The 21862-nt window shown below is 69.9% G+C and carries 24 protein-coding genes and 3 pseudogenes; 13 read left to right on the top strand and 14 right to left on the bottom strand.

Features of this window, described 5'->3' with window-relative positions:
• Nucleotides 1-86 precede the first annotated feature (86 nt).
• The 3 genes and pseudogenes from ACSURM_RS38330 to ACSURM_RS38320 all read left to right on the top strand — a co-directional run bounded on the left by ACSURM_RS38330 (nt 87) and on the right by ACSURM_RS38320 (nt 2889).
• Nucleotides 87-1061 carry an ABC transporter ATP-binding protein gene (locus ACSURM_RS38330; RefSeq protein ID WP_436961300.1) on the top strand — a complete coding sequence of 325 codons (975 nt, stop codon included), beginning with the start codon at nt 87-89 and terminating at the stop codon, nt 1059-1061.
• A complete protein-coding gene (locus tag ACSURM_RS38325; RefSeq protein ID WP_436961299.1) occupies nt 1058-1891 on the top strand; it encodes an ABC transporter permease in 834 nt (277 codons plus the stop codon). Before ACSURM_RS38330 ends, ACSURM_RS38325 begins: the two co-directional genes overlap by 4 nt.
• A 140-nt stretch (nt 1892-2031) precedes the next feature.
• A pseudogene (locus ACSURM_RS38320) lies at nt 2032-2889 on the top strand (IS5 family transposase).
• Between the two features lie 69 nt (nt 2890-2958).
• Here the strand turns inward: ACSURM_RS38320 and ACSURM_RS38315 are convergent.
• The 4 genes and pseudogenes from ACSURM_RS38315 to ACSURM_RS38300 form a co-directional block, all read right to left on the bottom strand.
• Nucleotides 2959-3696, bottom strand: a complete 738-nt coding sequence (locus ACSURM_RS38315) for a hypothetical protein (protein WP_436961298.1) — start codon at nt 3694-3696, stop codon at nt 2959-2961.
• A gap of 318 nt (nt 3697-4014) precedes the next feature.
• Nucleotides 4015-4409: pseudogene (locus ACSURM_RS38310) on the bottom strand (NF041680 family putative transposase); the annotation flags it as partial.
• 690 nt (nt 4410-5099) lie between these two features.
• Nucleotides 5100-5492 (bottom strand): hypothetical protein, encoded by a 393-nt coding sequence (locus ACSURM_RS38305; RefSeq protein ID WP_436961297.1) that lies wholly within the window; start codon nt 5490-5492, stop codon nt 5100-5102.
• Nucleotides 5493-5697: 205 nt separating this feature from the next.
• Entirely contained in the window at nt 5698-5934 is a 237-nt protein-coding gene (locus ACSURM_RS38300) for a hypothetical protein (RefSeq protein ID WP_436961296.1), read from the bottom strand.
• Between ACSURM_RS38300 and ACSURM_RS38295 the strand changes: the two genes are divergently transcribed.
• Nucleotides 5912-6265: a hypothetical protein gene (locus ACSURM_RS38295; RefSeq protein WP_436961295.1), complete on the top strand. Its 354-nt coding sequence runs from the start codon at nt 5912-5914 to the stop codon at nt 6263-6265. The two genes, ACSURM_RS38300 and ACSURM_RS38295, sit on opposite strands and share 23 nt — an antisense overlap.
• Here the strand turns inward: ACSURM_RS38295 and ACSURM_RS38290 are convergent.
• Both ACSURM_RS38290 and ACSURM_RS38285 read right to left on the bottom strand, forming a co-directional pair.
• Nucleotides 6223-6723 (bottom strand): zeta toxin family protein, encoded by a 501-nt coding sequence (locus tag ACSURM_RS38290; RefSeq protein WP_436961294.1) that lies wholly within the window; start codon nt 6721-6723, stop codon nt 6223-6225. The genes ACSURM_RS38295 and ACSURM_RS38290 overlap by 43 nt on opposite strands.
• Nucleotides 6724-6739: 16 nt before the next feature.
• On the bottom strand, nt 6740-7297 hold the full coding sequence (locus ACSURM_RS38285) for a zeta toxin family protein (RefSeq protein ID WP_436961293.1): 558 nt from the start codon (nt 7295-7297) through the stop codon (nt 6740-6742).
• A gap of 18 nt (nt 7298-7315) precedes the next feature.
• Between ACSURM_RS38285 and ACSURM_RS38280 the strand changes: the two genes are divergently transcribed.
• Nucleotides 7316-7471, top strand: a complete 156-nt coding sequence (locus ACSURM_RS38280; RefSeq protein WP_436961292.1) for a hypothetical protein — start codon at nt 7316-7318, stop codon at nt 7469-7471.
• Between the two features lie 62 nt (nt 7472-7533).
• Here ACSURM_RS38280 and ACSURM_RS38275 read toward each other — a convergent pair whose 3' ends face one another.
• Nucleotides 7534-8979 carry a hypothetical protein gene (locus ACSURM_RS38275; RefSeq protein ID WP_436961291.1) on the bottom strand — a complete coding sequence of 482 codons (1446 nt, stop codon included), beginning with the start codon at nt 8977-8979 and terminating at the stop codon, nt 7534-7536.
• A 281-nt stretch (nt 8980-9260) separates the two neighbouring features.
• Between ACSURM_RS38275 and tap the strand changes: the two genes are divergently transcribed.
• The 4 genes from tap to ACSURM_RS38255 are packed head-to-tail and all read left to right on the top strand — an operon-like array spanning nt 9261 to nt 12591.
• Nucleotides 9261-11384, top strand: a complete 2124-nt coding sequence (gene tap, locus ACSURM_RS38270) for a telomere-associated protein Tap (RefSeq protein ID WP_436961290.1) — start codon at nt 9261-9263, stop codon at nt 11382-11384.
• 4 nt (nt 11385-11388) lie between these two features.
• Nucleotides 11389-11553 (top strand): hypothetical protein, encoded by a 165-nt coding sequence (locus tag ACSURM_RS38265; protein ID WP_436961289.1) that lies wholly within the window; start codon nt 11389-11391, stop codon nt 11551-11553.
• Between the two features lie 4 nt (nt 11554-11557).
• Nucleotides 11558-12118 carry a telomere-protecting terminal protein Tpg gene (tpg, locus tag ACSURM_RS38260; protein ID WP_436961288.1) on the top strand — a complete coding sequence of 187 codons (561 nt, stop codon included), beginning with the start codon at nt 11558-11560 and terminating at the stop codon, nt 12116-12118.
• A 14-nt stretch (nt 12119-12132) separates the two neighbouring features.
• The gene (locus ACSURM_RS38255) at nt 12133-12591 is read left to right on the top strand and encodes a hypothetical protein (RefSeq protein WP_436961287.1); all 459 of its coding nucleotides are present in this window, start codon (nt 12133-12135) and stop codon (nt 12589-12591) included.
• A gap of 259 nt (nt 12592-12850) precedes the next feature.
• Here ACSURM_RS38255 and ACSURM_RS38250 read toward each other — a convergent pair whose 3' ends face one another.
• Nucleotides 12851-13828 (bottom strand): hypothetical protein, encoded by a 978-nt coding sequence (locus ACSURM_RS38250; RefSeq protein ID WP_436961286.1) that lies wholly within the window; start codon nt 13826-13828, stop codon nt 12851-12853.
• Nucleotides 13829-13888: 60 nt separating this feature from the next.
• Nucleotides 13889-14155: a hypothetical protein gene (locus ACSURM_RS38245; protein WP_436961285.1), complete on the bottom strand. Its 267-nt coding sequence runs from the start codon at nt 14153-14155 to the stop codon at nt 13889-13891.
• A gap of 911 nt (nt 14156-15066) precedes the next feature.
• Between ACSURM_RS38245 and ACSURM_RS38240 the strand changes: the two genes are divergently transcribed.
• Nucleotides 15067-15294, top strand: a complete 228-nt coding sequence (locus ACSURM_RS38240; protein ID WP_436960834.1) for a hypothetical protein — start codon at nt 15067-15069, stop codon at nt 15292-15294.
• 346 nt (nt 15295-15640) lie between these two features.
• Here ACSURM_RS38240 and ACSURM_RS38235 read toward each other — a convergent pair whose 3' ends face one another.
• The 5 genes from ACSURM_RS38235 to ACSURM_RS38215 are packed head-to-tail and all read right to left on the bottom strand — an operon-like array spanning nt 15641 to nt 19258.
• Entirely contained in the window at nt 15641-15907 is a 267-nt protein-coding gene (locus ACSURM_RS38235; RefSeq protein WP_436960836.1) for a Rieske (2Fe-2S) protein, read from the bottom strand.
• Nucleotides 15904-16758: an iron-containing redox enzyme family protein gene (locus ACSURM_RS38230; protein ID WP_436960838.1), complete on the bottom strand. Its 855-nt coding sequence runs from the start codon at nt 16756-16758 to the stop codon at nt 15904-15906. Before ACSURM_RS38230 ends, ACSURM_RS38235 begins: the two co-directional genes overlap by 4 nt.
• A 32-nt stretch (nt 16759-16790) precedes the next feature.
• Complete coding sequence (locus tag ACSURM_RS38225) at nt 16791-17618, bottom strand: dihydrodipicolinate synthase family protein (RefSeq protein ID WP_436960840.1); 828 nt, start codon at nt 17616-17618, stop codon at nt 16791-16793.
• On the bottom strand, nt 17605-18114 hold the full coding sequence (locus ACSURM_RS38220) for a DUF6190 family protein (protein WP_436960842.1): 510 nt from the start codon (nt 18112-18114) through the stop codon (nt 17605-17607). The genes ACSURM_RS38225 and ACSURM_RS38220 overlap by 14 nt, the downstream gene beginning before the upstream one ends.
• Complete coding sequence (locus ACSURM_RS38215) at nt 18104-19258, bottom strand: pyridoxal phosphate-dependent aminotransferase (RefSeq protein ID WP_436960844.1); 1155 nt, start codon at nt 19256-19258, stop codon at nt 18104-18106. Before ACSURM_RS38215 ends, ACSURM_RS38220 begins: the two co-directional genes overlap by 11 nt.
• Before the next feature lie 260 nt (nt 19259-19518).
• Between ACSURM_RS38215 and ACSURM_RS38210 the strand changes: the two genes are divergently transcribed.
• The 3 genes and pseudogenes from ACSURM_RS38210 to ACSURM_RS38200 form a co-directional block, all read left to right on the top strand.
• On the top strand, nt 19519-20214 hold the full coding sequence (locus ACSURM_RS38210) for a GntR family transcriptional regulator (RefSeq protein ID WP_436961284.1): 696 nt from the start codon (nt 19519-19521) through the stop codon (nt 20212-20214).
• Nucleotides 20214-20885 (top strand): DsbA family oxidoreductase, encoded by a 672-nt coding sequence (locus ACSURM_RS38205; protein WP_436961283.1) that lies wholly within the window; start codon nt 20214-20216, stop codon nt 20883-20885. The genes ACSURM_RS38210 and ACSURM_RS38205 overlap by 1 nt, the downstream gene beginning before the upstream one ends.
• A 181-nt stretch (nt 20886-21066) precedes the next feature.
• A pseudogene (locus ACSURM_RS38200) lies at nt 21067-21862 on the top strand (2-oxo acid dehydrogenase); the annotation flags it as partial.

Below are 21862 nucleotides of genomic sequence, written 5' to 3'. Positions count from 1 at the left end.
AGTGCTAGGTTCACGGAAAGGACAGGTTGCGGCGTTCGGACTCTGACGCGCAGCCCACGACACGCTTCCATCGCAGGGGGGATTTGATGACTTTGCAGGAGACGGTGCCGGAGGCCGGCCGGCCCTTTGCGCCGCAGCCGGCGATCAGCGTCCGCGGGCTGCGGATGCGCTACGGCACCCGTGATGTGCTGAGCGGGCTCGATCTGGAGGTGTACAGCGGCGAACTGTTCGCGCTGCTCGGCCCCAACGGCGCGGGGAAGAGCACCACGATCGAAATCCTGGAGGGCTACCGTGCCCGCTCCGGCGGTGACGCGGAGGTCCTGGGGCACGATCCCGGGCGCGAGGACACCGCCTGGCGCGGCCGCCTGGGCATCGTCCTGCAGGCCAGCCGCGACCACGGCCGCTGGCGGGTCGGCGACCTGCTGGGCCACTTCGCGCGCTACTATCCGCGCGCCTTCGAGCCGGCCGAAATGCTCCGCCTCGTGGGCCTCACGGCACAGGCGAACCAGCAGGTGAGCACCCTCTCCGGCGGCCAGCGGCGACGCCTTGACGTCGCCCTGGGCGTCGTCGGCCGACCGGAACTGCTCTTCCTCGACGAACCGACCACCGGCTTCGACCCCGAAGCACGCCGCGACTTCCACGACCTCATCCGCGGGTTACGCGACAGCCTCGGTACGACGATGCTGCTCACCACCCATGACATGTACGAGGCCCAGCAGCTGGCCGACCGCATCGGCATCCTGCAGCACGGCCGTATCACCGCCTGTGGCACCCTCGCCGAACTCTCCGCCGTCGCCAGGACCCGGTCCGAAGTCATCTGGACAGGTCCGGACGGCCTGCCGCAGCGACGGCTCACCGCGGACCCGTCAAAGGTCGTCTGGGAACTGCACCAACAGTTCCACGGGCCGATCCCCGATCTGGAAGTGCGCCGTCCCACGCTGGAGGACACGTACCTCCGCATGATCACAGAGGACGACGCATCAGCCGTCAGCGCAACGAACGAGCAGGGCCCGGACACCGCTGAAGCGTCCGCCTCCCGCCCCGAGGAGGCCGCCGCGTGAACCCCTACCGACTCGGCCTGTCCCGCGGCGCCGTCGAACTGCGTCAGACCCTCCGCAGCCGCAAGGACATCTACACCTACTTCTCGACGCCGCTGATCTTCCTTGCCGTCTCCTACTGGCAGTCGCAGGGCGACGACAACGCCACCACACAGCTCTCCCTGGCCGGCGGCATCGCCTGCATCATCTTCATGTTCGGCCTGCTGACCGTCCCACAGATCCTCTTCGGGGACCGCGAGGACGGCACACTGCTGCGCCTACGCGGTGTGCCGGGCGCGATGACCGCTTACGTGACCGGGAAGACCCTCTTCGTCCTGGTGAACATCGCGCTATCCCTTGTGGTGTTGCTGGTGGGCGGCTGGGCGTTGCTGGGGACCGGACTGCCCGGCACACCTCAGCGCTGGCTCACGCTCCTCTGGGTCGTCGTCCTCGGCATCGTGGCCGTCGTACCGATCGGGGCGGCCGTCGGATCGATGCTGCCTGCCGCTCGGGAAGCCCTAGGCATCTACATGCTGCCGATGATGGGAGTGATGGTGTTGTCCGGCACGTTCTTCCCGCTGCGGGACCTGCCCGAATGGCTGCAGAACCTGGTGTCCGTCTTCCCGTTGCGCTGGATCGCCCAGGGACTTCGTTCCACACTGCTTCCCGACAGCGCCCAGGCGGTGGAGGTGTCCGGCGCGTGGCACCACACGACCGTCGCTGGCGTGCTCGTGCTCTGGGCCGTCGCCGGGATCGCGCTGGCTCCGCGGCTGCTCCAGCGGATGGCCCGCCGCGAGTCCGGAAGCCGACTCTCCGAACGCGAGCGGCGGCGTATGGCCAAAACGGCGTACTGACCACGCTCCCAGCCGTGTTCCCGCACGGCGTACGGCCCCGAACAGTCTCGGGGCCTCGGACCAATGGCGCGGACCCAAAGGCCTAGGCACTCTCCGGCGGGTCATGTACCTTTCCGGACTGCTCGCTCATTGGTGGAGATGTGGGTCAGGGGAATCTGACGAATCCGGAGTGGTCGCTTCTGGAGCCGCACTTGCCGCCTTCGGGTGGACCGGACGGCCAGCGGAGCGACCACCGCGAGGTCATCAGGGGATCCTGTTCCGGACCCGCACCGGCATACCGTGGCGTGACCTGCCCGAACGCTATGGGTCCTGGAAGACCGTCTACGAGCGGCACCGCCGCGGGTCGGCGGACGGAACCTGGGACCGAATCCTGCAGTCGGTCCAGGCCGACGCCGACCTTGCGGGACGCATCGACTTGACCTCCTACCGCACACACCAGCACGCGGCCGGAACCGCAAGGCCAAGCCTCGGATCCCGAAAAAAGGTGGACGCCCTGGCACCACCGCCCCGACGAGGGACTCGGACGGTCCCGGGGCGGCCTGACCTCCAAGAGCCACCTCGCGGGAGAAGGCGGCTGCCGGCCCCTGGCCCTCCTGGTCACCTCCGGCCAGTGGGGCGACGCCCCGCAACTGGTCGAGGTCCTGGGCCGGATCCGCGTCCCGCGGCAACAATCGCCGCCACCTGCGAAGTCGCACACGATCCCCGAGCCGAAGGACCAGCGGGCCAACCGCAGACGCCGTGGCAGCGCGGGCAGCCGGCCCGCCGGTTTCGACCCCGAGCTCTACCGGCGCCGCAACGAGGTCGAACGCACAGTCAACCGGCTCAAGAACCCCCGGGCAGTCGCCACCCGCTACGACAAGAGGACCTCGTCTGCCGCACCGCCGAGGACCGGATCATCTCCACCGTCGATCCCGAGGCCGGGCACGTCCACAAGACCCGCCATCACCGCCAGGACGGCTTCAAGGCCCACCTGGCCATCGAACCGGAGACCGCCCTGATCACCGTGATCACTCTGCGGCCCGCCAGCGGCCCTCAGCACCAGGAGGCCGCCGTCGCCCCCGAACTACTTACCGACGAACCCGGCGTCCTGCAGCGTGTCCCATCTCGCGTGTGCCCCACCGCTGAGGCGCGGAGTGCCGCTCACCCCTCACATGTACGTCCGAGTCCGCGGGCAACACACGGAAGTCCCGAGCCACGAGTGCGGCCTCCGCACGATTGGCGATGCCGAGCCGTTGGTAGAGGTCCGCGACCCGGCGGTGGAATGTACGCACGGAGACACCCAGTTCCCGGGCCCGGACGACATCCTTGCCCGGGCTGACGATGAGGGCGAGCAACCGCCGGTCCTCCCCCTGAAGCCCGACTTGCCGGTCGGCGAACGTCTTCAGGTTCACCGCCCCCTCCCAGGCCTGCTGGAACATGGCCGATAAACTGGCGACCATACCGCTTTCCTTTATGACGAAGGCCTCCTTGGCCCGCTGGTCCCCCCGGTGCGACACGAGCGCCGTTCGCCCGTCACACAGCAGCAGACCATTACTCGGGCCGTCGGTGACCCGTACCTCGCCCCCCTCCCTTCTTACGCGGCCCAGATAGGACAGCACGGCGGAGTCGTCGAGCGAGGCTCGGGAGACAAGTAGTCTCAGAGCGATACCCCGGCGCAGGGTCATGAGGGACAGGTAGTGATAGCAGTCGAACTCCTCCGGCCCCCACTTCTTTGGGTCGATACAGACGAAGGCCTGGTGCCGCGTGTGGGAGGCTATCGTCTCGACCTCCCGTCTGATCGACTGCACGTCGTTCAGTGTCTCCACTCTGGCCTCTCCCCCGCCCGGCTGCGACAGTGGTAGATCGACCACTATTGCGTCACGAATTTTCATGTTTTCCCCGTTCAAAGTTGGTCCCACCGTGGGTGTCCAGGCCGCGCTGCTTCAGTCTTCCGCCGGAGCGCCTCCCGGTTCCGATTGCACCATGGGGCGCTGCTTCACCGATCCTCTACCGGTTGTAAAACCGCAGGCAAATCACGGCATGTCCAGGTGAGTTTCACATCAGTGTGCCAGGCACGTACTCAAGCACGAGGCTTCCGCTACACGCAATGAATACCGCCACTTTGGCGGAATCTAGCTTGATCTTTAACCTGTGCGGCGAGGTTTCGGGGCGGTAGTCTTTTTTCTTGGTCGTTTCGCTGGCTGTGTTTTCTTGGGTGTGTGCACTCGTGGTGGGGTGCGGGACGGGTGTTCTTGCGGCCCGGTGGTCGGCCAGGACCGGGGAGGGTGGGTTCCGGTGCTTTGGCCGGGCAGACGGCCTGTGGGCGGATGTGCCGGAAGTCGCGGCGGACGCGGGCGGGAGTGAGCCTGTGCGGAGGGCTGGGCCTCTCCCAGGGACGGCGCCGGTCGGCTGCCAATGGGCGGGCCAGACGCAGTTGGGTGTAGGCAGCGAGGATCAGCCAGGTCCAGCGGTCGGCGGCCTCGGGTGCGGATCTTCGGGGTGTTCCAGCCGAAGGTCTGCTTGAACTGCGGAAGGTGTGCCGAGGCCTCGCGCGGCACCGGCCGGTGGGGTTCCCACACGGAGTCGTCGGTGTAGGCGTGGGCGACGTCGGTGAGTTAGCCCAGGTCGCTCAGGCGGTGATCGCGGACCAGGTGCAGTCCCTGGCGCAGGCAGGCGACCAGGAGCATGCGGCTGGGGGTGAGGGCGGTGTTCGTGGCCCATTGATCGCCGAGGGCGGCCAGGGCGCGGGTGGCGGTCTGGTGCCAGCCGCGGGTGTCCAGCGTCGTCGGTGTGGTCGTCGGCCTCGGTCAGGGCGGAGCGGATCGCGCCGTGCAGGTGGTAGTGCCACAGCGCGTCGGGATTGGCCTGGACGATGGGACGTTCGGTCAAGCGCCGGGCGGGGGCCTGGTGGGTGAGGCCCGCGGCGCGGGTGGCCAAGTCGAGGGCGAAGGCGTCCAACAGCGACACCGAGCGCAGGACGTGCCGTTCGTCGGGGGTGAGGTCGGACAGGGCGCGGGCCAGCAGGGCGGGGGAGGTGTGATCGAAGTCGGCGGGCTGGGGTTCGCGGGTGCGGCGGATGTCCAGGAAGCGGGCGACGGCCAGGTCCAGGTGGAGGGGCAGGCCGTGGGAGCGGGCGGTGATCACGGCCCGGATCTCGGGTTTGATGAGGGGCCGGCCGTCCTGGGTGAGGCGGCGGGCGAGGTGGTCGTCGCAGTCTTCGGGGGAGAGGTCACTGATCAGGTGCTGCCGCCCGGTGGAGGTGCTGTGCCGGGGCAGCGGGAGCGGGCCGGGCGTGGTGGCCAGGCGGGACCAGGCGGTGGGACCGGTAGTCGAGCTCCCCGTGCAGCGCGGGGCCGGCCCACTGCAGGCGGTTGCGGCCGCTGATGACGAAGAAGCGGTTCGGCATGAGCCACACCAGGCGCTGCAGGAGGCGTTCGAGGTCGCGGTGGCGGTCGGCGGTGTCCTCGAAGGTGTCCAACAGGATCACCGGGATGGTCTTCTTGTCGTCGGGCAGCTGGTGCAGCTCCCAGGCCAGAAGGTGTGGGTAGAAGGAGAGCGCCTCCAGGCCGGGCTCGCTCTCCAGCAGGGGCGCGAGCCGGGTGCAGGCGGCCAGGGCCCGCACGGTCTGGCGTCGCTCGCGCAGCGCGCCGACGACGGTGGTGACGACTTCGCCGGCGACCGAGCCGACGGTGCCGGGCAGCAGCAGGGCCTGGGCGATGTCGCTGAGGACGGCCTGGGTCTGCTGCGGCAGGGCCTTGCCGAACCGGGCGGCCAGGCCGCCGCGTTCGAGGTAGGCGCCGAGCGGTTATGCCGGGTGCTGGATCTCCCTAGCGGCGCAGCGCGATGTCGAAGGCGGGCAGCGGCCGCGCGACGGCGGCGGCGAGCGCGGCCCGGATGGTCAGGACGACGTCTTCGAAGGTCGTACCGGCCGAGCGGGCCAGGGCGATCTGGACGGGCAGGATCCTGCGCCCGGTCCAGACCGGCTCGCCCCACTGCGCCGGCCTGCTCCCGCCGAGCGCGGCTTCGAGTTCGCGTACGAGCGTGAACTTGCCGACGCCGCCCACCCCCGCAACTCCCGACCCGCCCCCGGCCCCCGACCGGGCCGGCGGCCAGCCCCCGGACGACGGGCTGGACGGCGTCGTCGACTACGAGGTCGCCGCCGACCACGAGGTCGCCGTCGAGCTGGTGGGGCAGGTGATTGCCTGGTACAGCCAGCGCATCCTCGCCGCCTGGCGGGCCGGCGCCACCCCGGAGGCCCTCAGCGAACTGATCGCGCAGCGGCTGGAGTGCGTGCGGGACCGCGACCGTCTCGAGGACGCCAACGCGCAGGAGACGGCGCGTCTGGCCGTGCTCTACGCGGCCCGGCTGAAGGAACTGCAGACCCCCGGCTCGTAAGCGCGGGCGGGCAGGGCGGCCACGGCCGGGGGCCCGGTCAGGCGGTGCGGCTGCAGGTGAGGCGGCATCAGCGGCCACGCGCGCCGGGCGATACCGGCCAGCGCGTCCCGGTAGTGCGGCATCGCCGCCCGCAGTCGGCGCTGCACCTCCCAGAACCGCGCGGCCTCCGCCTCGGTGTAGGGGCGCGCCTGCTCCAGGGGCAGCGCGGTCACGGTGCCGGCCGGCCGCGCCCACAAGCCGTCCGGGCGGCGCTCGTTGCGGTAGACGACGGTGGTGTCCCGCCGCAGCACGGTGACGGCGTCGGCCACGTGCGTGTCCTCGGCGGCGGCGACCGCGTCGGGCAGCGCGGCGAAGTGGGCGTCGTGCCCGCCGGCGGTGGTGAACCGCGCGGGAGCACCGTGGCCGCTGAGGCGGGCGTAGCGCTCGGCGGTTCCCTGCAGGGATTCTGCCGCCCGCACGGCCAGGACAACAAGCTCAACCCGATAGCCCCGCCTGCCGGTACAGCATCGCCCCCGCGGTGAAGGCCGCAGCACTGACGGGGGCGATCTCGACGACCGCGTCGCTGCGCCGCCGGCGTACGTGCTGCTCGGCCAACGCCTGCCAGGCCCGGTAGTCCGCACGGGTCCGCTCACCGGCCGTACGCGGCCTCTCCGTCAGCAACCGCAGGCAGTCGGGGTGGGCGGCCTGGAAATCGTCACCGCTGATCCGCACCGGCCGCCCCCGCAGGGTGCGCCGGATCATCGGCGTCATCCGGGTCCTGCCCGCGCCGGGCTGCTCCATGACGTACACGACGATCGGCCGCTCCTGCGGTGTCAGGCGTGCCAGCAGGTCCGGCACGATCAGCTCGTCGAAGATCCACCGGTGCTCCTCGGCGGACAGCCGGTGGTAGTCCACCCCCGGCGGCTCCCGCCGGGCCTGCGCGGTGCGCCTCACCGGCTCGGCCAGAGCCGCCGCCCGCTCGGCGTCGCGCCGTACCGCCAGCGCCCAGTACCCGGTGGCAGTGACCGAGCTGTGGGTCGCGGACGAGGCCATGACCGCCAGGCCGCCACCGTGTCCTGGGACCTCCAGGCCGCCTACGACATCGCCGCGGACCACAGGGTCATGCTCGTGGTCTACGCCCGGGACCGGCTCTACTCGGACGACAACCCCTCCTACAGCGCCTTGCGGATCGGCTCCGAGGCCCGCCTGGACCTCCCCTTGGGCTGACCGTCCGCCCGAGCCCGTCACCCGCTCCCGGCTGTTCGGGTCACCGCCTTGCGCGATGTCCTTCAGTCGGGCAGCACCTCGATGTCCCGCTGCGTGACCTTCAGCGGCCCCGGGATCATCGCCTGCGGCCGCAGCAGGTCCTTGAGCAGGAATTTCATGAGTTCCCTCGGAGACATGCCCTTGAGCCGGTCGGCCAGGTCGGGGTTGACCCGTTCGATCCGGCTCACCTCCAGTACGGCCCGTTCGGCGAGGCCCGGGATGATGTCCTTGCCGGTGAGGACGTTGCGGACGAGCGGCTCCGGGTAGCTGTCCTGCCCCTGGGCGCCGTAGGTCATCCGGCTCTGCGCATCGCCCCGGACGAGCGGCCGTACGACACTCAGCGCCTTGGACCGGCTCCCGTTCTCTGCTCCGAGTGCCATCATCTCCTCCACGTCCTGGTCGGTCAGGGCACCGACGCCCTGCTCGAACCGGCGGACCAGGAGCTGGTACCCGGGATGCCGGCGCTCCTCCTCCCGTGTGGGCAGGAAGGAGTCGGTCCGGTCCGGGTTGTTCTCGTCGGCCATCACGGTCGGGAACTCCCGCTGGGCGAAGTCGCTGAGCATCACCCAGCCCTTGGACAGCAGGCCCGATGCCTCGATGTCCAGCGTGATGCGGGCGGGCGGCGAGTCGTCCTCCTCGTCCTCCGCGAAGCGGGACCCCCGGAAGGGCGCGGAGGGGTCCTCGATGTAGAAGAAGACGAACCCCAGGTTGCCCAGGCCGTGTTCGTCGAAGGCCGTGGTGTTGTGCCGGTACTCGTACTCGCTGCTCTCCAGGTCCGCCTTCGACTTCATCCCGCCCGAGACCATCAGCCTGGTGCGCTTCTCGGTCGTGTAGTGCCTGACCACGCTCCGGCGGAGCTGATCCTCGAGGCCGGCCCGCATCCGCGGGGCCCAGTCGTCCCCCGCCTGCTTCGTGTCCTGCCGCATGCCCGCCATGTTCATGCTGGACAGCTTGTCGAAGTACGTGCGGCCCTGCCTGCCCCCGCGCCAGGCGAGGCTGAGGCGCGTCCGCAGCTTTTCGAGGGCGTAGGGCCAGAACCTGTCCGTCCACAACTGTCCGGACTCGACCATCATCGTGTACGAGCCGTCGTCAGACGCCAGATAGCCCTCCAGCCGCCGTGCGCGCTCCTCGACGGCCGCCTTCTGCTGGTCGACGCCCTGCCGTAGTGCGGCGACCCGACGCTGGTCCTGGTCCGACAGCCGGCCGTCGCCCTCCAGGCCGACCAGGTCCTGGTCCAGGCGCAGGATCATGGTGTGCCGCTTCATGACCGTCGCGTTGCCGTCGTGGGCGCACTGCCGCAGCCGGGCCTCCAGCCCGTCCAGCGGGGACGTCTGCCCCGTCGGACCGGCGGTGTCCGCGGTGTCGGCGGGCATGCGCTGCACCGACGCCCCCGGCCCGCGCCGCAGCGCCTCGGTCACCGCCGCGTTCCCCGCTCCGTGCGGCAGGGCGTGCGGCACGGGGGCGGGCACGGGCCGAGTCCCGGCGCGCGGCGTCGACGTCGTACGCCGGGCGGCGGCCTGAGCGTCCTGTCTCTCCTGCGCATGCATGTCACCGGAGTCTCGCAGCACCGGGCCCGCCCCACCAGGTGACGGAAGGACAACGAGATTGCCCCTGCGGCCACTTCTGGGCGCACACGAAGCGGCGGGGCCGCGCCCTCCGCATCCACCCCGCCGCGCCATTCGGGTGGGTTAAAAAAGAGGCTAAAAATAAGGTTAATCGGTGGTAGGGTGAGTTGCGAGAGGAGATCGACATGGCGTCCGAGGAAGAGCTGTTCGCGAACGTCGACGCATTGCTGGAGGAGGAGCCTCAGCTCCCGCCCCCGGCGGAGCGCGCCCGGCTTCGCGAGGCCGCCGGCATCACCCAGGCCCGCCTCGCCCAGGCACTGAAGTCCACCGTGCAGACGGTCAAGAATTACGAGAACGGCCGCTCCGAGCCGAAGTCGCCACGCCTGGAGGCGTACCAGCGGCTGCTCAAGGGATGGGCGGCGAAGTACCCCGCACACGGTGTCCCTGCTGCGCCCGCCCCGGCCGCCGTGCCGCAGCCGGAGGTGCCCGCGACGTTCACCGGCCCGGCCACCTCCGAGCCGGAGGTATCTGCCGCCGCGCCGGTCCAGGCTCCTGCCGCCCCGGTCGCGCCTGAGCGGCCCGCCCGTCCGGCCGCGCGCCCGGCGATGTCGTCCCGGCGCCCGGCGGCGAAGACGGCGGCCGCGCCCGCCGTCGACCCGCGCTTCCCCCGCGGCCCGCTGGCCGTCCTCGATGGCGACGGTTCCGCGTACGGCGTCGGCGGGATCGTGCTGGACTGCCCGGCGACTACGGTGGTGGAGCTGGTGGAGTGGACGCTGCGCGAGTCCGGTCTCGGCGCGCCGAAGCTGCACCGTCACGGCAAGGACCAGGACCCGCTGATCGTCCTCACGGCGGCCGCGGCCGCGAAGCTCGGGCTGCCCGAGCGCCTGGAGGACCGCCGGGGCCTGCGCCTGCCCGAGGACCACCCGGTCGTCAAGCAGGTCTTGAAGGCCAAGTGGCAGCTCACCCAGCGCGGCTTCGGCCCGTGGGCGCGGATCTACCGCAAGGCGCAGGGCCGCGACCGGCAGTGTGTGCAGCTGGCGGTCCTGCCGTGGGACGCGCTCGACTCCCGGGCCTGGCCCGGCGTGAGCGAGATGGAGCCGGCCGACGTCGCCCGGGTGCTGGGGACCTACGCCCAGCGGGTCATCACCCCGCGCGGGTCGACGGCCGTCTCCGGGCTGGAGCTGATGACCGCGCTGCGCCCGCCGACCCGGCCGGTGCGGGACGAGGAGACCGGCAACTGGGTCTCCGGCCCGAATCCCGGCAGCCTGGGGACGGAGCCGATGGACCCGGCGCCGCCGGAGGGCCAGCCCGAGCACCCCGCGATCCACCGGATCGGCTGGAAGGGCGGCTTCCTCAACGAGGAGGCCTACCAGTGGGTGCGGCCGGTGGACCTGCTCACCGACGAGGAGTGCACGCTGCCCTACGCGGTGGGCCTGGACCTGAACACCGCCTTCCTCGCCGCCGCCGCCCGCCTGGTCGTCGGCCTCAGCGCCCCGGACCACTTCTACGCCCCGAAGTTCAACCCGAAGATCCCCGGCTCCTGGCTGGTCGACCTGTCCCACGTGGAACTGGACCCGCGCCTGCCCTCGCCGTTCACGCCGACCGGCGAGCGCCCGGCCGGCCCGGCCTGGTACCAGACGCACACCGTCGCCTACGCCCAGGAACTCGGCTACAACGTCCAGCCGATCGAGGCGTACCTGCGCCGGGAGACCGGTGCGTACCTGGACCCGTGGCACGACCGCCTGAAGAACGCCTACGTCGACACCCTCGCCGACCTCGGCGTCACCAAGGACCTGTCGGACGCGGACTTCTTGGCGGCGATGGAGCGGCACAAGGACGCCGACCCGGCGATGGCCGCCGTCCTCGCCGCGATCAAGGCGACGGTCAAGGGCGGCATCGGGAAGCTGTTCGAGAACCCGCAGGGCAAGGGCTACAAGGACGGCGACCCGTGGCCGGCCATGATGCGCCCGACCTGGCGCCCCGACATCCGCGCCGCCGTCATCGCCAAGGCCCGGGTCAACATGCACCGCAAGATGCTGAAGATGGCGGAGTTCACCGGCCTGTACCCGCTCGCGGTGCTCTCCGACTGCGTCGTCTACCCCGCACCCGGCCCGAGCCCGCTGGACTTCCTGCCGTACTCGGAGTCCGGCAAGCCCATCCCCGGCGCCTTCCGCCTCGGGCCCACGCCGGGCCTGGCGAAGCTGGAGGGCGTCCAGACGATGCTGTGGGCGGTCGGCCTGATGGAGCAGGGGCTCAACCCCGCCCGCCACATCAAGGGCGGCGACGCCGTCATGGATGAAGGCGAATAGGACCGTGACCACCGACACCGGCCGGTCCGCCGCTTCGGGCGGATCCGCCCCAAGCGGCGCCTCGTCACCGCGGCCCGCGCTGTGGCGGCACGACCTGCGCGAGACACGCGAGACCTGGTTCCACCTGATCGGCCCCGACCGCCAGGACCCGACCCCCGAAGGGAGCTGAAGCCATGCCGGGAGAGATCGAGGACGCCATCGAGCGCGCCGACCGGGAGGCGTTCACCAAGGAGCCGCCCAAGACCCTCAAGGGCCAGATCAGCTTCCTGATCCGGCAGTTCGGAAGCGCGAAGGCCGTAGCGGCGGAGATCGGCGTCACCGCCGACTCCGTCAACCGCTACCGCCGCGGCGCCCGCAAGCACGCCCGCGCCGACGTCGCCGCGAAGATCGACGCTGCCGTCCGGCAACGATGGCAGCCCCTGGTCCGCAAGCGCCGGCAGCGCCAGGCCGCCACCAGCACCGGGATCACCGTGGAGACCCGGGCCCGGTTCGGCTACACCGCGCCGATCGGCACGACCGACGACGGCCGCTTCCGGCGACTCACCGTGCACCTCCCCCCGCAGTACGCACAGCGCCTCTTCGACGCCCGCAATGCCGGGGCCGGCGACCAGCAGATGCGCCAAATCATCGCCGAAGGATTCAAAGAAGTGTATTTCCAGGACGGCGGAGCCCGCGCCATGGGACTGTCGGACGTGGAAATCAACGACATCGACTACCTGGACCTCGACTACTAATCCGGAGCCATCCCGTGGCGCATTACCTGGACGATGGGAGGGGTGAGATCCTGAACGTCTGCCGTTCCTATTTCCGGGCCGCCCAAGCCCTTCAGGCGGGCCTTTTTCGCAGCTGGATCGCACCACCGGTCGAGTCGCTCGATGCCCCGGTGCCTGCGGCCGTGACCGTAGTGGAGGCCGACGTTCCGAATCTGCTCAACCAGCTTCGGGAGCTGCAGATGCTCGCCGCTCCTCGAGTGATCTCGGCGGCCGTGGACCTGTACGAGGCGATACGAGCAGCGGCGGACGCACAGTTCGAGTTGCATCTGCGCAGTCCCGGCAATGGGGAGTTCAGCCGGGCTGTCGGAAGGCAGACGGTCTCCATGGGGGGGACCGGACCGGGACAAGATGACGCGGATGGCACGCGCGATTCCACCGGATGTCCCGTGGATGAGGTTGCTGCTGTCGGGGCAGCCGCTGCGCCGCGTTCCTGACTGGGTGGCGGCAGGCGTGGACGACGCCCACGAGGCCTTGCAGCGGGACATCGTCGACTTCACCGATCCCGGCCTGGCGAGGCTGCACCAGGACCTTGTTGATGCACTCGGCCACCTGGCCAACGAGTTCGGCGGTACCTTCCCCCCTGAGGACTCAGATTCCCTCTCGTACACCGAAGTTCCGCCCGAGTGGAAACGTACCGACCCCACCCGCTACTACGAGACCCTGCAAGCCCTCGACAGCCTCTGCCGAAGGTGTCTACCAACTGTCATGCGCGTCCGCGCGCTTCACGGTCGGCAGACTGAGCCTGATGGTGGCGAGGCGCTCCGTCGGGTCCGATGCCTCCGTGACGATCCTCGTCAGATCCTCCACGGAGAACTGGACGGTGGTCGGCAAGCCGACGGCCTCGACCTCAGCGCTGCTGGAGAGGCGGAACCCGCACAACCCGCACACGAGACCTTCGGCCGTCAGTTCCATGTCGAACAGTTCGGAGTCCTGGCCAACGGCCAGGAACAACGCGGCGGCCTCCCGGTCGCAGGCAGGGCACCGGCTCAGGGTCTGGAACAGCGCCTTTTCCGGGCCGACCTCGACCACTATCAGCCCGCGTTCGCTCACCGCCTGCTCAATGCCGTCGACCGCTCCCTCCGGAAGGTCCGCGAAGCGTGTCCTGAACCGGTGGCGGGCCTGGTTCATCCGCAGGCGCACGTCCTTCTGCAGGCGGTCGGCTCGGTCGTCCAACACCACTTGGACCGCGTCCGACCACGACTCCCAAAAGGAGCCGGACTCCTGCCCCAGGTGCGGTAACAGCCGGTTCACGGTCACGACGAAGGTTCCGAGGTAGTCCTCCACGTCGCTCGTGCCGAGGTGAGCGACACCGTTGCGTAGCTCGATCAGACCGTCCAGGTCGTCAGCCTCGCTGCTGGACTTGGATTTCTGCGGCAGAACGTCCATCTTCCGCAGCCGGCCGATCGCCGTCGACGCACCGATCGTCCTCAGACGAGTCGGCGGTTTGGACACCGCTCCCGCAAAGTGCAGCAGCATGTCGTCCTTGCCGTTCACCTCGGAGAGCAGGGTGGGATGGACCCGGGCCAACGCCGCCTTCGCCAGGCGCTCCACACTGACGCCGGCGTGCAGGAGGAAGACCTCTTGGTCCTGCTCGGTGTGGGCTTCCATCGCCAGGCGGGCAAAGCGCTTGGCGCCCTCATAGAGACGATCGAACGTGACCGGCGAGTCCATGCCAGGACCATACCGACAGCTCAAGGATGCGGTCGGCGAATTATCGGCACGCGGGCGTCCTCATGGACGCGGACGTACCTGCGCGTTGGCCCGGCCCAACTGCCACCTGCCAGGCTCCGCTTGATGGAAGGCGGGGAAGCGGTGCAGGAGCCGCCCCAGCCCGTCCATCTGCCGACGGTGTGGCGTCTGCACCGACTCGGGCAGGGCGGCGAGGATGTCGGTCCGGGTCATCGGCTCGGGCGTGCGGGCGAGCAGGCGGGACACCTGCGACAGTACGTCGTCCCCGGCGGTGCCGCGCTGCGCCTGAGCCCAGTCGCGCCCGTGCACCTCGTGCTGGACGAACGGCTCTCAGGATCTCCAAGGCCTCCGTGCCAAACCGGGCGAGCTTCGCACGGGTGTCGCCGGAGAACCGGCTTCGGTTGAGGTATGCGTAGGTGCCAGCAGCAGCAACCGTCACTCCGGCGGCCACCGGGTGGGCTCGGGCCAGCCGCACGGCTCCGGCCAGGCCGTATCCGGCGCCCACGATCGTGCTGGTGCTGCTCTGCATGCCCGCCTCCGCCCTGCCGATCCTCCCCAGCACACCCCGAGCGGCTTCCCAGTTGGGGACGGCGACGCCCTGGCGGATCAGGTCACGGTCGGCGGCCATGAGGACGACGGGGGCGAGCACGCCGGCGAGCTGGACGCCCACAGCGATCCTTGGCCTTACGATCCGCTACCGCGCCCCGCTCACCGGCCAGCACGTAAAACCCGCCCCGCCCAGGATGGACGCGTGGGACGGCAACGCCTCCGCCGGCCTGACCTGACACGGATCGAACCGAACACGTCAGCCCCGGTTAGACCTGTTACCCCAACGGGGGCTGAGGCGTCAGAAGAGGGCGTCCGGGTCCCGCCGCGTCGGCTCTCTGATGGCGAAGTCCAGCTGCCCCTGCACGGCCCGCTGGGGAGCGGGGCGGCGCGCCGCCCCCGTTCGTCGTCATGGATGGACGCTCCGCTGTTGCGGACACTGTCCGGGCCAAATTCATGCTCAGATAGTTTGTCCCGGGCCTGGAAATTCAGGTTTTCCCCAAGGTTTCTCCAAGGTCGGACGGCCACGATGTGTGCGCAGAGTCCGCTGTATTCCAACGACTCTCGTCGCGAATTTGCGATGCGTCTCAGGGAAGGGAAGAGAGGTCATGCGTAAACGTGGTGTTCTCGCTGGCATAGCGCTGGGGTCTGCGCTCTTGGTAGGGGGAGTCGCAGTGCCCGCCCAAGCCGCGACAACCGCGCAGGTCGCCTCTGCGCCGCAGCAGAAGAGGGCGGCCGATGTGGCCGCCGCTTCGTGGTATCTGTACGGCTACTACACCTGGAAGAGCGACTGCGCCGATGCGGGCAGGATGGGCATACAGAGCGGCTGGTGGAGCAGGTACGAATGCAAGAACGGCAGCTGGGTTCCCGGTGACGACTACGAGCTGTGGGTATACGGCTGACGGATATGTAGTCAGTAGGGTCCGATAGCCGAAGATCACAAGCCCCCGACTGCAAGGATCACAGTCGGGGGCTTCCGGGTGTCAGTTCGCGTCTGTCGCGGACGGGTAGGACTGCACGGCCGTAGCAGCTGCTCGGCGGCTCGCGTCGAGGCGGTGTGTGCCGGGGGGTGGGCGGGCCGGGGGCGGGTCGCAGGGTGGCGTGGTGGGTGTGGGGGGCGGTGACGGTGTCGGCTGGGCGTGGGGGCGGTGCGTGTCCCGGGCGGGTCCGTGTTGCGCCGGGTCCGCGCGGGCGGGCCCGGCGCGCGGCTGGTACCCGGCTGTCACCCGGAGCGGGTGGTGTCGCGCTTCAGGATTGTTCCGCTGTCTGGTCGATCCGGCGGGAGCACAGGGTGCGGCCGCTGGGGCCGGCCGTGAGTGTGCCGGTTTCCAGGCTGTAGCTGGAGTGGTGCAGGGGGCAGGTGATGCGCAGTGCGCGGGTGTTGACGTATCCGTGGGCCAGGTGTCCGCGGCGGTGTGGGCAGAACGCCTCGATTTCGTATTGTTTGTCGCCGATGGTGATTTTCAGTGTGTTGTCACCGGTCTGTTCGATGGTCACCTCCGGTGGGCGTTTCATGGTGCGGTCCGCTGTGCCGAGGCGACCGCGGCTTCGGTGGCGGCGCCCAGGATCTGGCTGGCGAGCATGAATCCGGTCCACACCTTCGCCGGCTGGAGGTCCGCTTCCGCGTCGAACTCGCGGATGGCGTTGTGGAGTTCTTTGGCGTGGAAGGTGTCGATGTGCAGGTGTTCGGTGTAGTAGCGCGCGCCTTGCAGGCCGAGCCGGGTCGCGCCGTCGGCGAAGCACTTGAACGCGTAGAGGATGCTGGATTCCAGGTAGCACAGGCATCCGAGGAAGTATTCGGGGCGGGGTGCCCGTGTCGCCGCCCAGAAGAACATGTTGACGTAGTCGAACGTCTCGGGGTTGGTGCTGTGCAGGTAGTCCCGCTCGTCCTGCGGCAGGCCGAGTTCCCCGGCGAGTTCCCGGTAGATGTTGAAGTGGGCCTGGTCGAGGTTGCCGCAGCCGAACTCGTCGACCAGGACGCGGAAGACGGCCATCTTGGCCCGCCTGGGCAGCCGCCAGACGATGGGCAGGAAGGACTCCGACTCCGTCAGGCCGTCGACCGCGAACTGCGCGACGACCTCGCGGAACTGGTTGCGGGTGAGGTCCTCGGCCAGAACGCGCTCGCATGCGGGCGGGTCGGCCTCCTCCTGCGCCAGGCGTTCCTTGATCAGGCGCATCAGGTCGGCCCGGCCCGCCATGGGCGGGGCCGAGGCCTCGATACGGGCCGCGCGCCGGGCTATCTGGTCCTCTTCGAGGGCGATCAGCTCGCGCAGTTCATCGGGTGTGGGGATGGAACGGTTGAGTGTGAAAAGACGGGCCTGGGGAGTGAGCCGGCCGGTGGCCGCGGGGGGCGCGGTGATGGTCATGGGTGTCTCCTCCTTCGCGAGGTCAGTCGAGGTCAGTCGACGGGCAGGCCGGTGCCGATGACGCCCCGGGCCGCGAGTTCCTTCTTGATGTGCACGTACCAGTCCTCGGTGTCGAGCTTGTAGCGTCTGCTCAGTTCGTCGACGCGCGCCTGCCGCACCCCGTCGGGGTGTGCGAGGGCGGCCCGGCACGCCTCCGGTTCCAGGTTCGCCAGCGAACCGATGAACCCGGCGGTTTTCGTCACCTTGGTGATCAGGTGCTCCCAGCCCTGGAACACGGGCACGCCCGGGTCGCAGGCCAGGAGGCGCCGGGTGAAGTCCTCGTCGGCGCTGGACTCCTTGACGCCGATGACGCTCGGCAGCGCGCACACCTGGGCGAGTTCGGCCGCGTCCAGCGACCACCCCGACACCTCGTTCTCGCAGTAGAGGAAGATCGGCAGGTCGCTGTCGCGTTCGACGGCGTGGACGTGCTCGACGAAGCCGAGCTGGTTGCTCTCGGTCTTGCTGAACGGCGGCGGCACGACGATGGCGTCGGCGCCGAGGGAGGCCGCCAGTTCGCTGCGGCCGGCGATCAGCGGGGCGAAGCCGAGTTCCGCGCCCGCCAGCACCGGCAGGCCGCGGGCGTGGCGCACGGTGTAGCGGACCATGTCCATCCACTGCGTGAGGGACAGCTTCCATCCCTCGCCGGAGCTGAGCGCCGGCATGAACCCGTCCACGCTGCCGTGCAGGGTGTCCAGCAGGCGGGCCACGGACGCCTCGTCCACCTTGCCGTTGTCGTCGACGGGCGTGACGAGGGGGACGATCACCCCTGTCAGCTCGCGCAGGCGCGCCACGTTGCGCGTCTTCTGGTCAGACACGGGCATGGTCGACCTCCAGGACGAGTGAGGTGCGGTACAGGCCGGCCAGCGGTTCCGGGAAGCCCCCGGCGGCCGCCCGGTCGGGGGCGCCGACGGCCAGGCCGTCGCCGGCCAGCCTCAGCAGGCGGGGGTTCACCGTGACCAGCCGGGCGCCGGCGGTGACGGCAGAGGCCAGCAGGAGCTTCTCGCGCAGCGACAGGCCGGCCGTCCCGGGCAGGTCGGCGGCGGCCTTCCAGGCGTCCTCCGTGTAGGGGGTCCGCTTGATCGGCATGGTGCTGTGCAGGACGTCCATGAACGGGTAGTAGGCGTCCTGCGTCTCGCGCGGCAGGCCCCAGACGACGTCGTCGCAGCGCCCCACCTCCTCGTACGTCATCCACACCCGGTCGTGCAGGTGCCGGGTGAAGAAGGCGGCGCAGGCCTGCCGGACGTCCGGTTCGGCGGCGTGCATCCCCATGAAGAGGGACGCGTCGATGTATGTCTCGGTACGCGGGTCAGCCGGCAAGGGAGTCCACCACCTCGCGCAGCGTGAGGACGGCCTCCTCGAACTCCGCGGCGTCCCGGGCCAGCGCCATGCGGACGTAGCGCTCGCCCTTCTCCGGGGTGTGCCAGAAGAAGTAGGTGCCCGGCAGGACGTAGACGTCGTGCTCGGTGAGCTTGCGCTGCAGGTCGGTGGCCTTGAGGTTCTCGTCGGTGATCCGGAACCAGGCGACGCTGACGTTGACGGCCGGGTCGATGTGTTCGAGCAGGCTGCCGGCGAGGACCTTCTGCGCGGTCTCGCGGTTCGTCGTGACGACGTCGCGGATCGACTTCATGTTGTCGGCGATGGAGTCCTCGACGTAGCGGGTGAGGAAGTTGAGGATGAACGGGGAGACGTCCAGCAGGACGCTGGTGTGGATGTTGTAGACCTCCTCGTAGAGGCCGGCGCTGCAGGTGAGCATGGCGCACTTGGCGTCCTGCAGCGGCCAGGTCTTGCCGGTGTCCTCGAGCGCGATGTACCGCACGCCCGACTCGTCGAGGAGTTTGTACAGGTCGAAGCGGCCGAAGCGCGGGTCGGCCAGGGCGAAGGCGGCGAAGCACAGGTCGACGACGAAGAGTTTGTCGTGGTCGACGCAGTAGCGGACGACCTCCTCAAAACCCTTGCGGCCGTGCTGGAGGAGCGTGAACCCGGTCGGGTTGTTGGGGTCGACGAGGAACAGGGCGTCGGTCTTTACGTGCCGGACGAGTTCGTCGTAGATCCGGTCGGCGTCGTGCAGGACGCTCTCCGGGATCGGCCGCGGGCTGACACCGACGTTCTTCAGCACGTCGGGCAGGTTGTCGAAGCACGGCTCGATCAGCGAGACGGATATGCCGTTGCGGCTGAGGTACATGCCGGCGACGAGGGTGGAGATGGACGCGGCGTAGGAGAGCATGGTCGTGTCCCGGCGGACGCTGTCCTGGCCGTGGAGGCGGAAGAAGGCCTCTTTGAACTGGTTCTCCAGGTCGATCTGGCGGGATTTCTCGGCTTCGTACCACAGCTCGGGCAGGTTGGCGACGATGTCCCGCTGGGTCGGCGACTGCTCCTGGTGGGTGTGTGCGTCCGCGAGGTTGTGCCGGGTCTGCAGGGCCTGGATCTCGTGCTGAGTGAGGTCGAGCAGCTGCTCGGTCATGCTTCTCCCTGGGCGGTGCCGGCCGGCCGCGGGACGCAGCGCTGTGCGATGACAGGGCGTCTAAGGGCCGGTCCGGCGAGGCGGGTGATGGAAAAGCGCGCTGCGGCGCTGGTGAGAAATCGACAGTTCGCGAGGCCGGGCCCACACCCGGCGCATCCGATACGCGACAACAGAGGTCTGCCACGGACGCGGTTGGTCGTTCGAGTACCGTAACCGATGATCGATCATTGCTCAAATGGTCTGAGCCGAGGAGAACCGAGTTGTCTCTTCCCACGAACCCCGCGGTGCCCGAATCCTCCCCGCCCCCCAGAGCCGCCAGGCCGGGCGCCGCCCTGGAGCGGGTCCCCCTGCACGAACGCGTGCGGGTCTTCGTCCTCGAAGGCCTGGTGGCCGGCCGCTGGGAGCCCGGGGACCGGATCGTGGAGCGCCGCATCGCGCTCGAACTGGGCGTCAGCCAGGCGCCGGTGCGCGAGGCGCTGCGCGAGCTGGAGACCATGGAACTCGTGACCTCCACGCCCAACAAAGGCGTGCGGGTACGGGAGCTGACCCTGGACCAGCTGCGCGACGTGTACCTTGTGCGCGCCTCCCTCGAACGGCGCGCGGTGATGCTGGCCGCCCCCCGCCTGGCCGGGAACGTCGCCGTGCTCGAGCGGCACCTGCTCGCCATGCGCCGGGCCGCGGCCGGCGGGGACGTCGACGACCAGGCCCTGCACGGCGTGGCCTTCCACCGCGCCATCGTCTACGCCTGCGGGAACCCGGTCCTGATCCGGCACTGGGACTGGCTCGGCGTCGAGGCCTGGACCCGCCTGTCCCTGCGGTGGCTGCGCACCGAGCTGCACGACAACGCGGAGGACCACGAGGAGATCGTCGAGGGCCTGCGCCGGGGCGATCCGCACCTGGGACGCCTGATGGAGCTGCACGTCATGGACTACGCACACGAATCGAGGAACGCCTGATGCCGACGGCCGAACCCCTGCACCCCGCGGCCGACCTGCCGGCGCACGACGTCGCGCGGCTCGCCGACCCCCGCACCACCACGCCACCGGGCACCCTGACGGTCTTCTCCGACATCTGGTGCTCGTTCGCGCACGTCGCCCTGTACCGCCTGCACAGCACGCGGGAGCGGCTGGGACTGACCGAACGGGTGCGGATCGACCACCGCGCCTTCCCCCTGGAGATGTTCAACGACGGCCCGAGCCCGCGCCGGGGCACCGACTCCGAGGTCGGGGGGATCGCGCGCATCGAGCCGGACGCCGGGTGGCAGATGTGGCGCTCGCCGGACTGGAAGTTCCCCTCCACCTCGCTGTTCGCGCTGGAGGCCGTGCAACTGGCCAAGGAGCAGGGACTTGAGGCCGCCGAGGCGCTCGACCTGGCCGTGCGGCAGGCGTTCTGGGCGCACAGCCGGCCCATCGGCGCCCGTTCGGAGATCATCGCCCTTGCCCGCGAGACGCCGGGGGTGCGCGGCGACCTGATCGCCGAGGGGCTGGACGACGGCCGGGCCCGCCGCCTGGTGACCCTCGACTTCCAGTGCGCCCGCCGCCACCGGGTGCGGTGCAGTCCGCACGTGTTCGCCTCCGACGGCAGCGAATGGGCCAACCCCGGCGTCGAGGAAATTACCGGCCGGTAGCAATTGACCATGCAACCTGACGGCACGTAGTTTCTGTAATGAGGAATCGAACTTCCATAATGCGGAAGTAATGAGCGCGAGGGTTTCGACGACCAGTCGGCCGGTGCCACCCACACAAACCGGCCGCCGCCAAGTGGCCTACCCGGTTCCGGTCTGGCCCGCGTCACAGAAGGGCGATCCCATGTCCCCGATCCACCAGCTGGACCAGCTGCCGGAACCCGACCCGCAGGAGGTGGCCGAATGGCTCGCCTCCGTGGACGGCGCGGTCGGCGCCGTCGGGCCACAGCGCACCGCGCGGCTGCTGCGACGGATCGTCGATCACGCCCGCCGGACCGGAGTGCCGCTGCCGCCGCCGTCCGTGACCCCCTACGTCAACACCATCCCGACCGCCGCCGAACCGGCCTACCCCGGCGACGAGGCGATGGAAGCGCGGATCACAGCATGGAACAGGTGGAACGCCGCCGCCATGGTCACCCGCGGAAACGAACGAGGCGGCCTCGGCGGGCACATGGCCACCTACGCCTCGGCCGCATGGCTCTACGAGGTCGGCTTCCAGCACTTCTTCAAGGGCAAGGACGCCGACGGCAGCGGTGACCAGCTCTACATCCAGGGCCACGCCTCACCCGGCGTGTACGCCCGCGCCTTCCTCGAAGGCCGGCTGAACGAGGCCGACCTGGACCGCTTCCGGATGGAGGCCGCCGGCGGCGGCCTGCCCTCCTACCCCCACCCCCGGCGACTGCCCTGGCTGTGGGAGTTCCCGACCGTCTCCATGGGACTCGGCCCGCTCTCGGCGATCTACCAGGCCCGGTTCAACCGCTATCTGCACCACCGCGGGATCAAGGACACCAGCCACAGCCACGTCTGGGCCTTCCTCGGCGACGGCGAGATGGACGAACCGGAGTCCACCGCGGCCCTCGCCCTCGCCGCCCGCGAGGAACTCGACAACCTCACGTTCGTCATCAACTGCAACCTGCAGC

This window comes from Streptomyces sp. SudanB182_2057, from assembly GCF_964272715.1.
Lineage (GTDB): Bacteria > Actinomycetota > Actinomycetes > Streptomycetales > Streptomycetaceae > Streptomyces > Streptomyces rubradiris.
The sequence above is the reverse complement of the archived record's forward strand: the minus strand, read 5'-3'. Positions and strand labels throughout refer to the sequence as shown.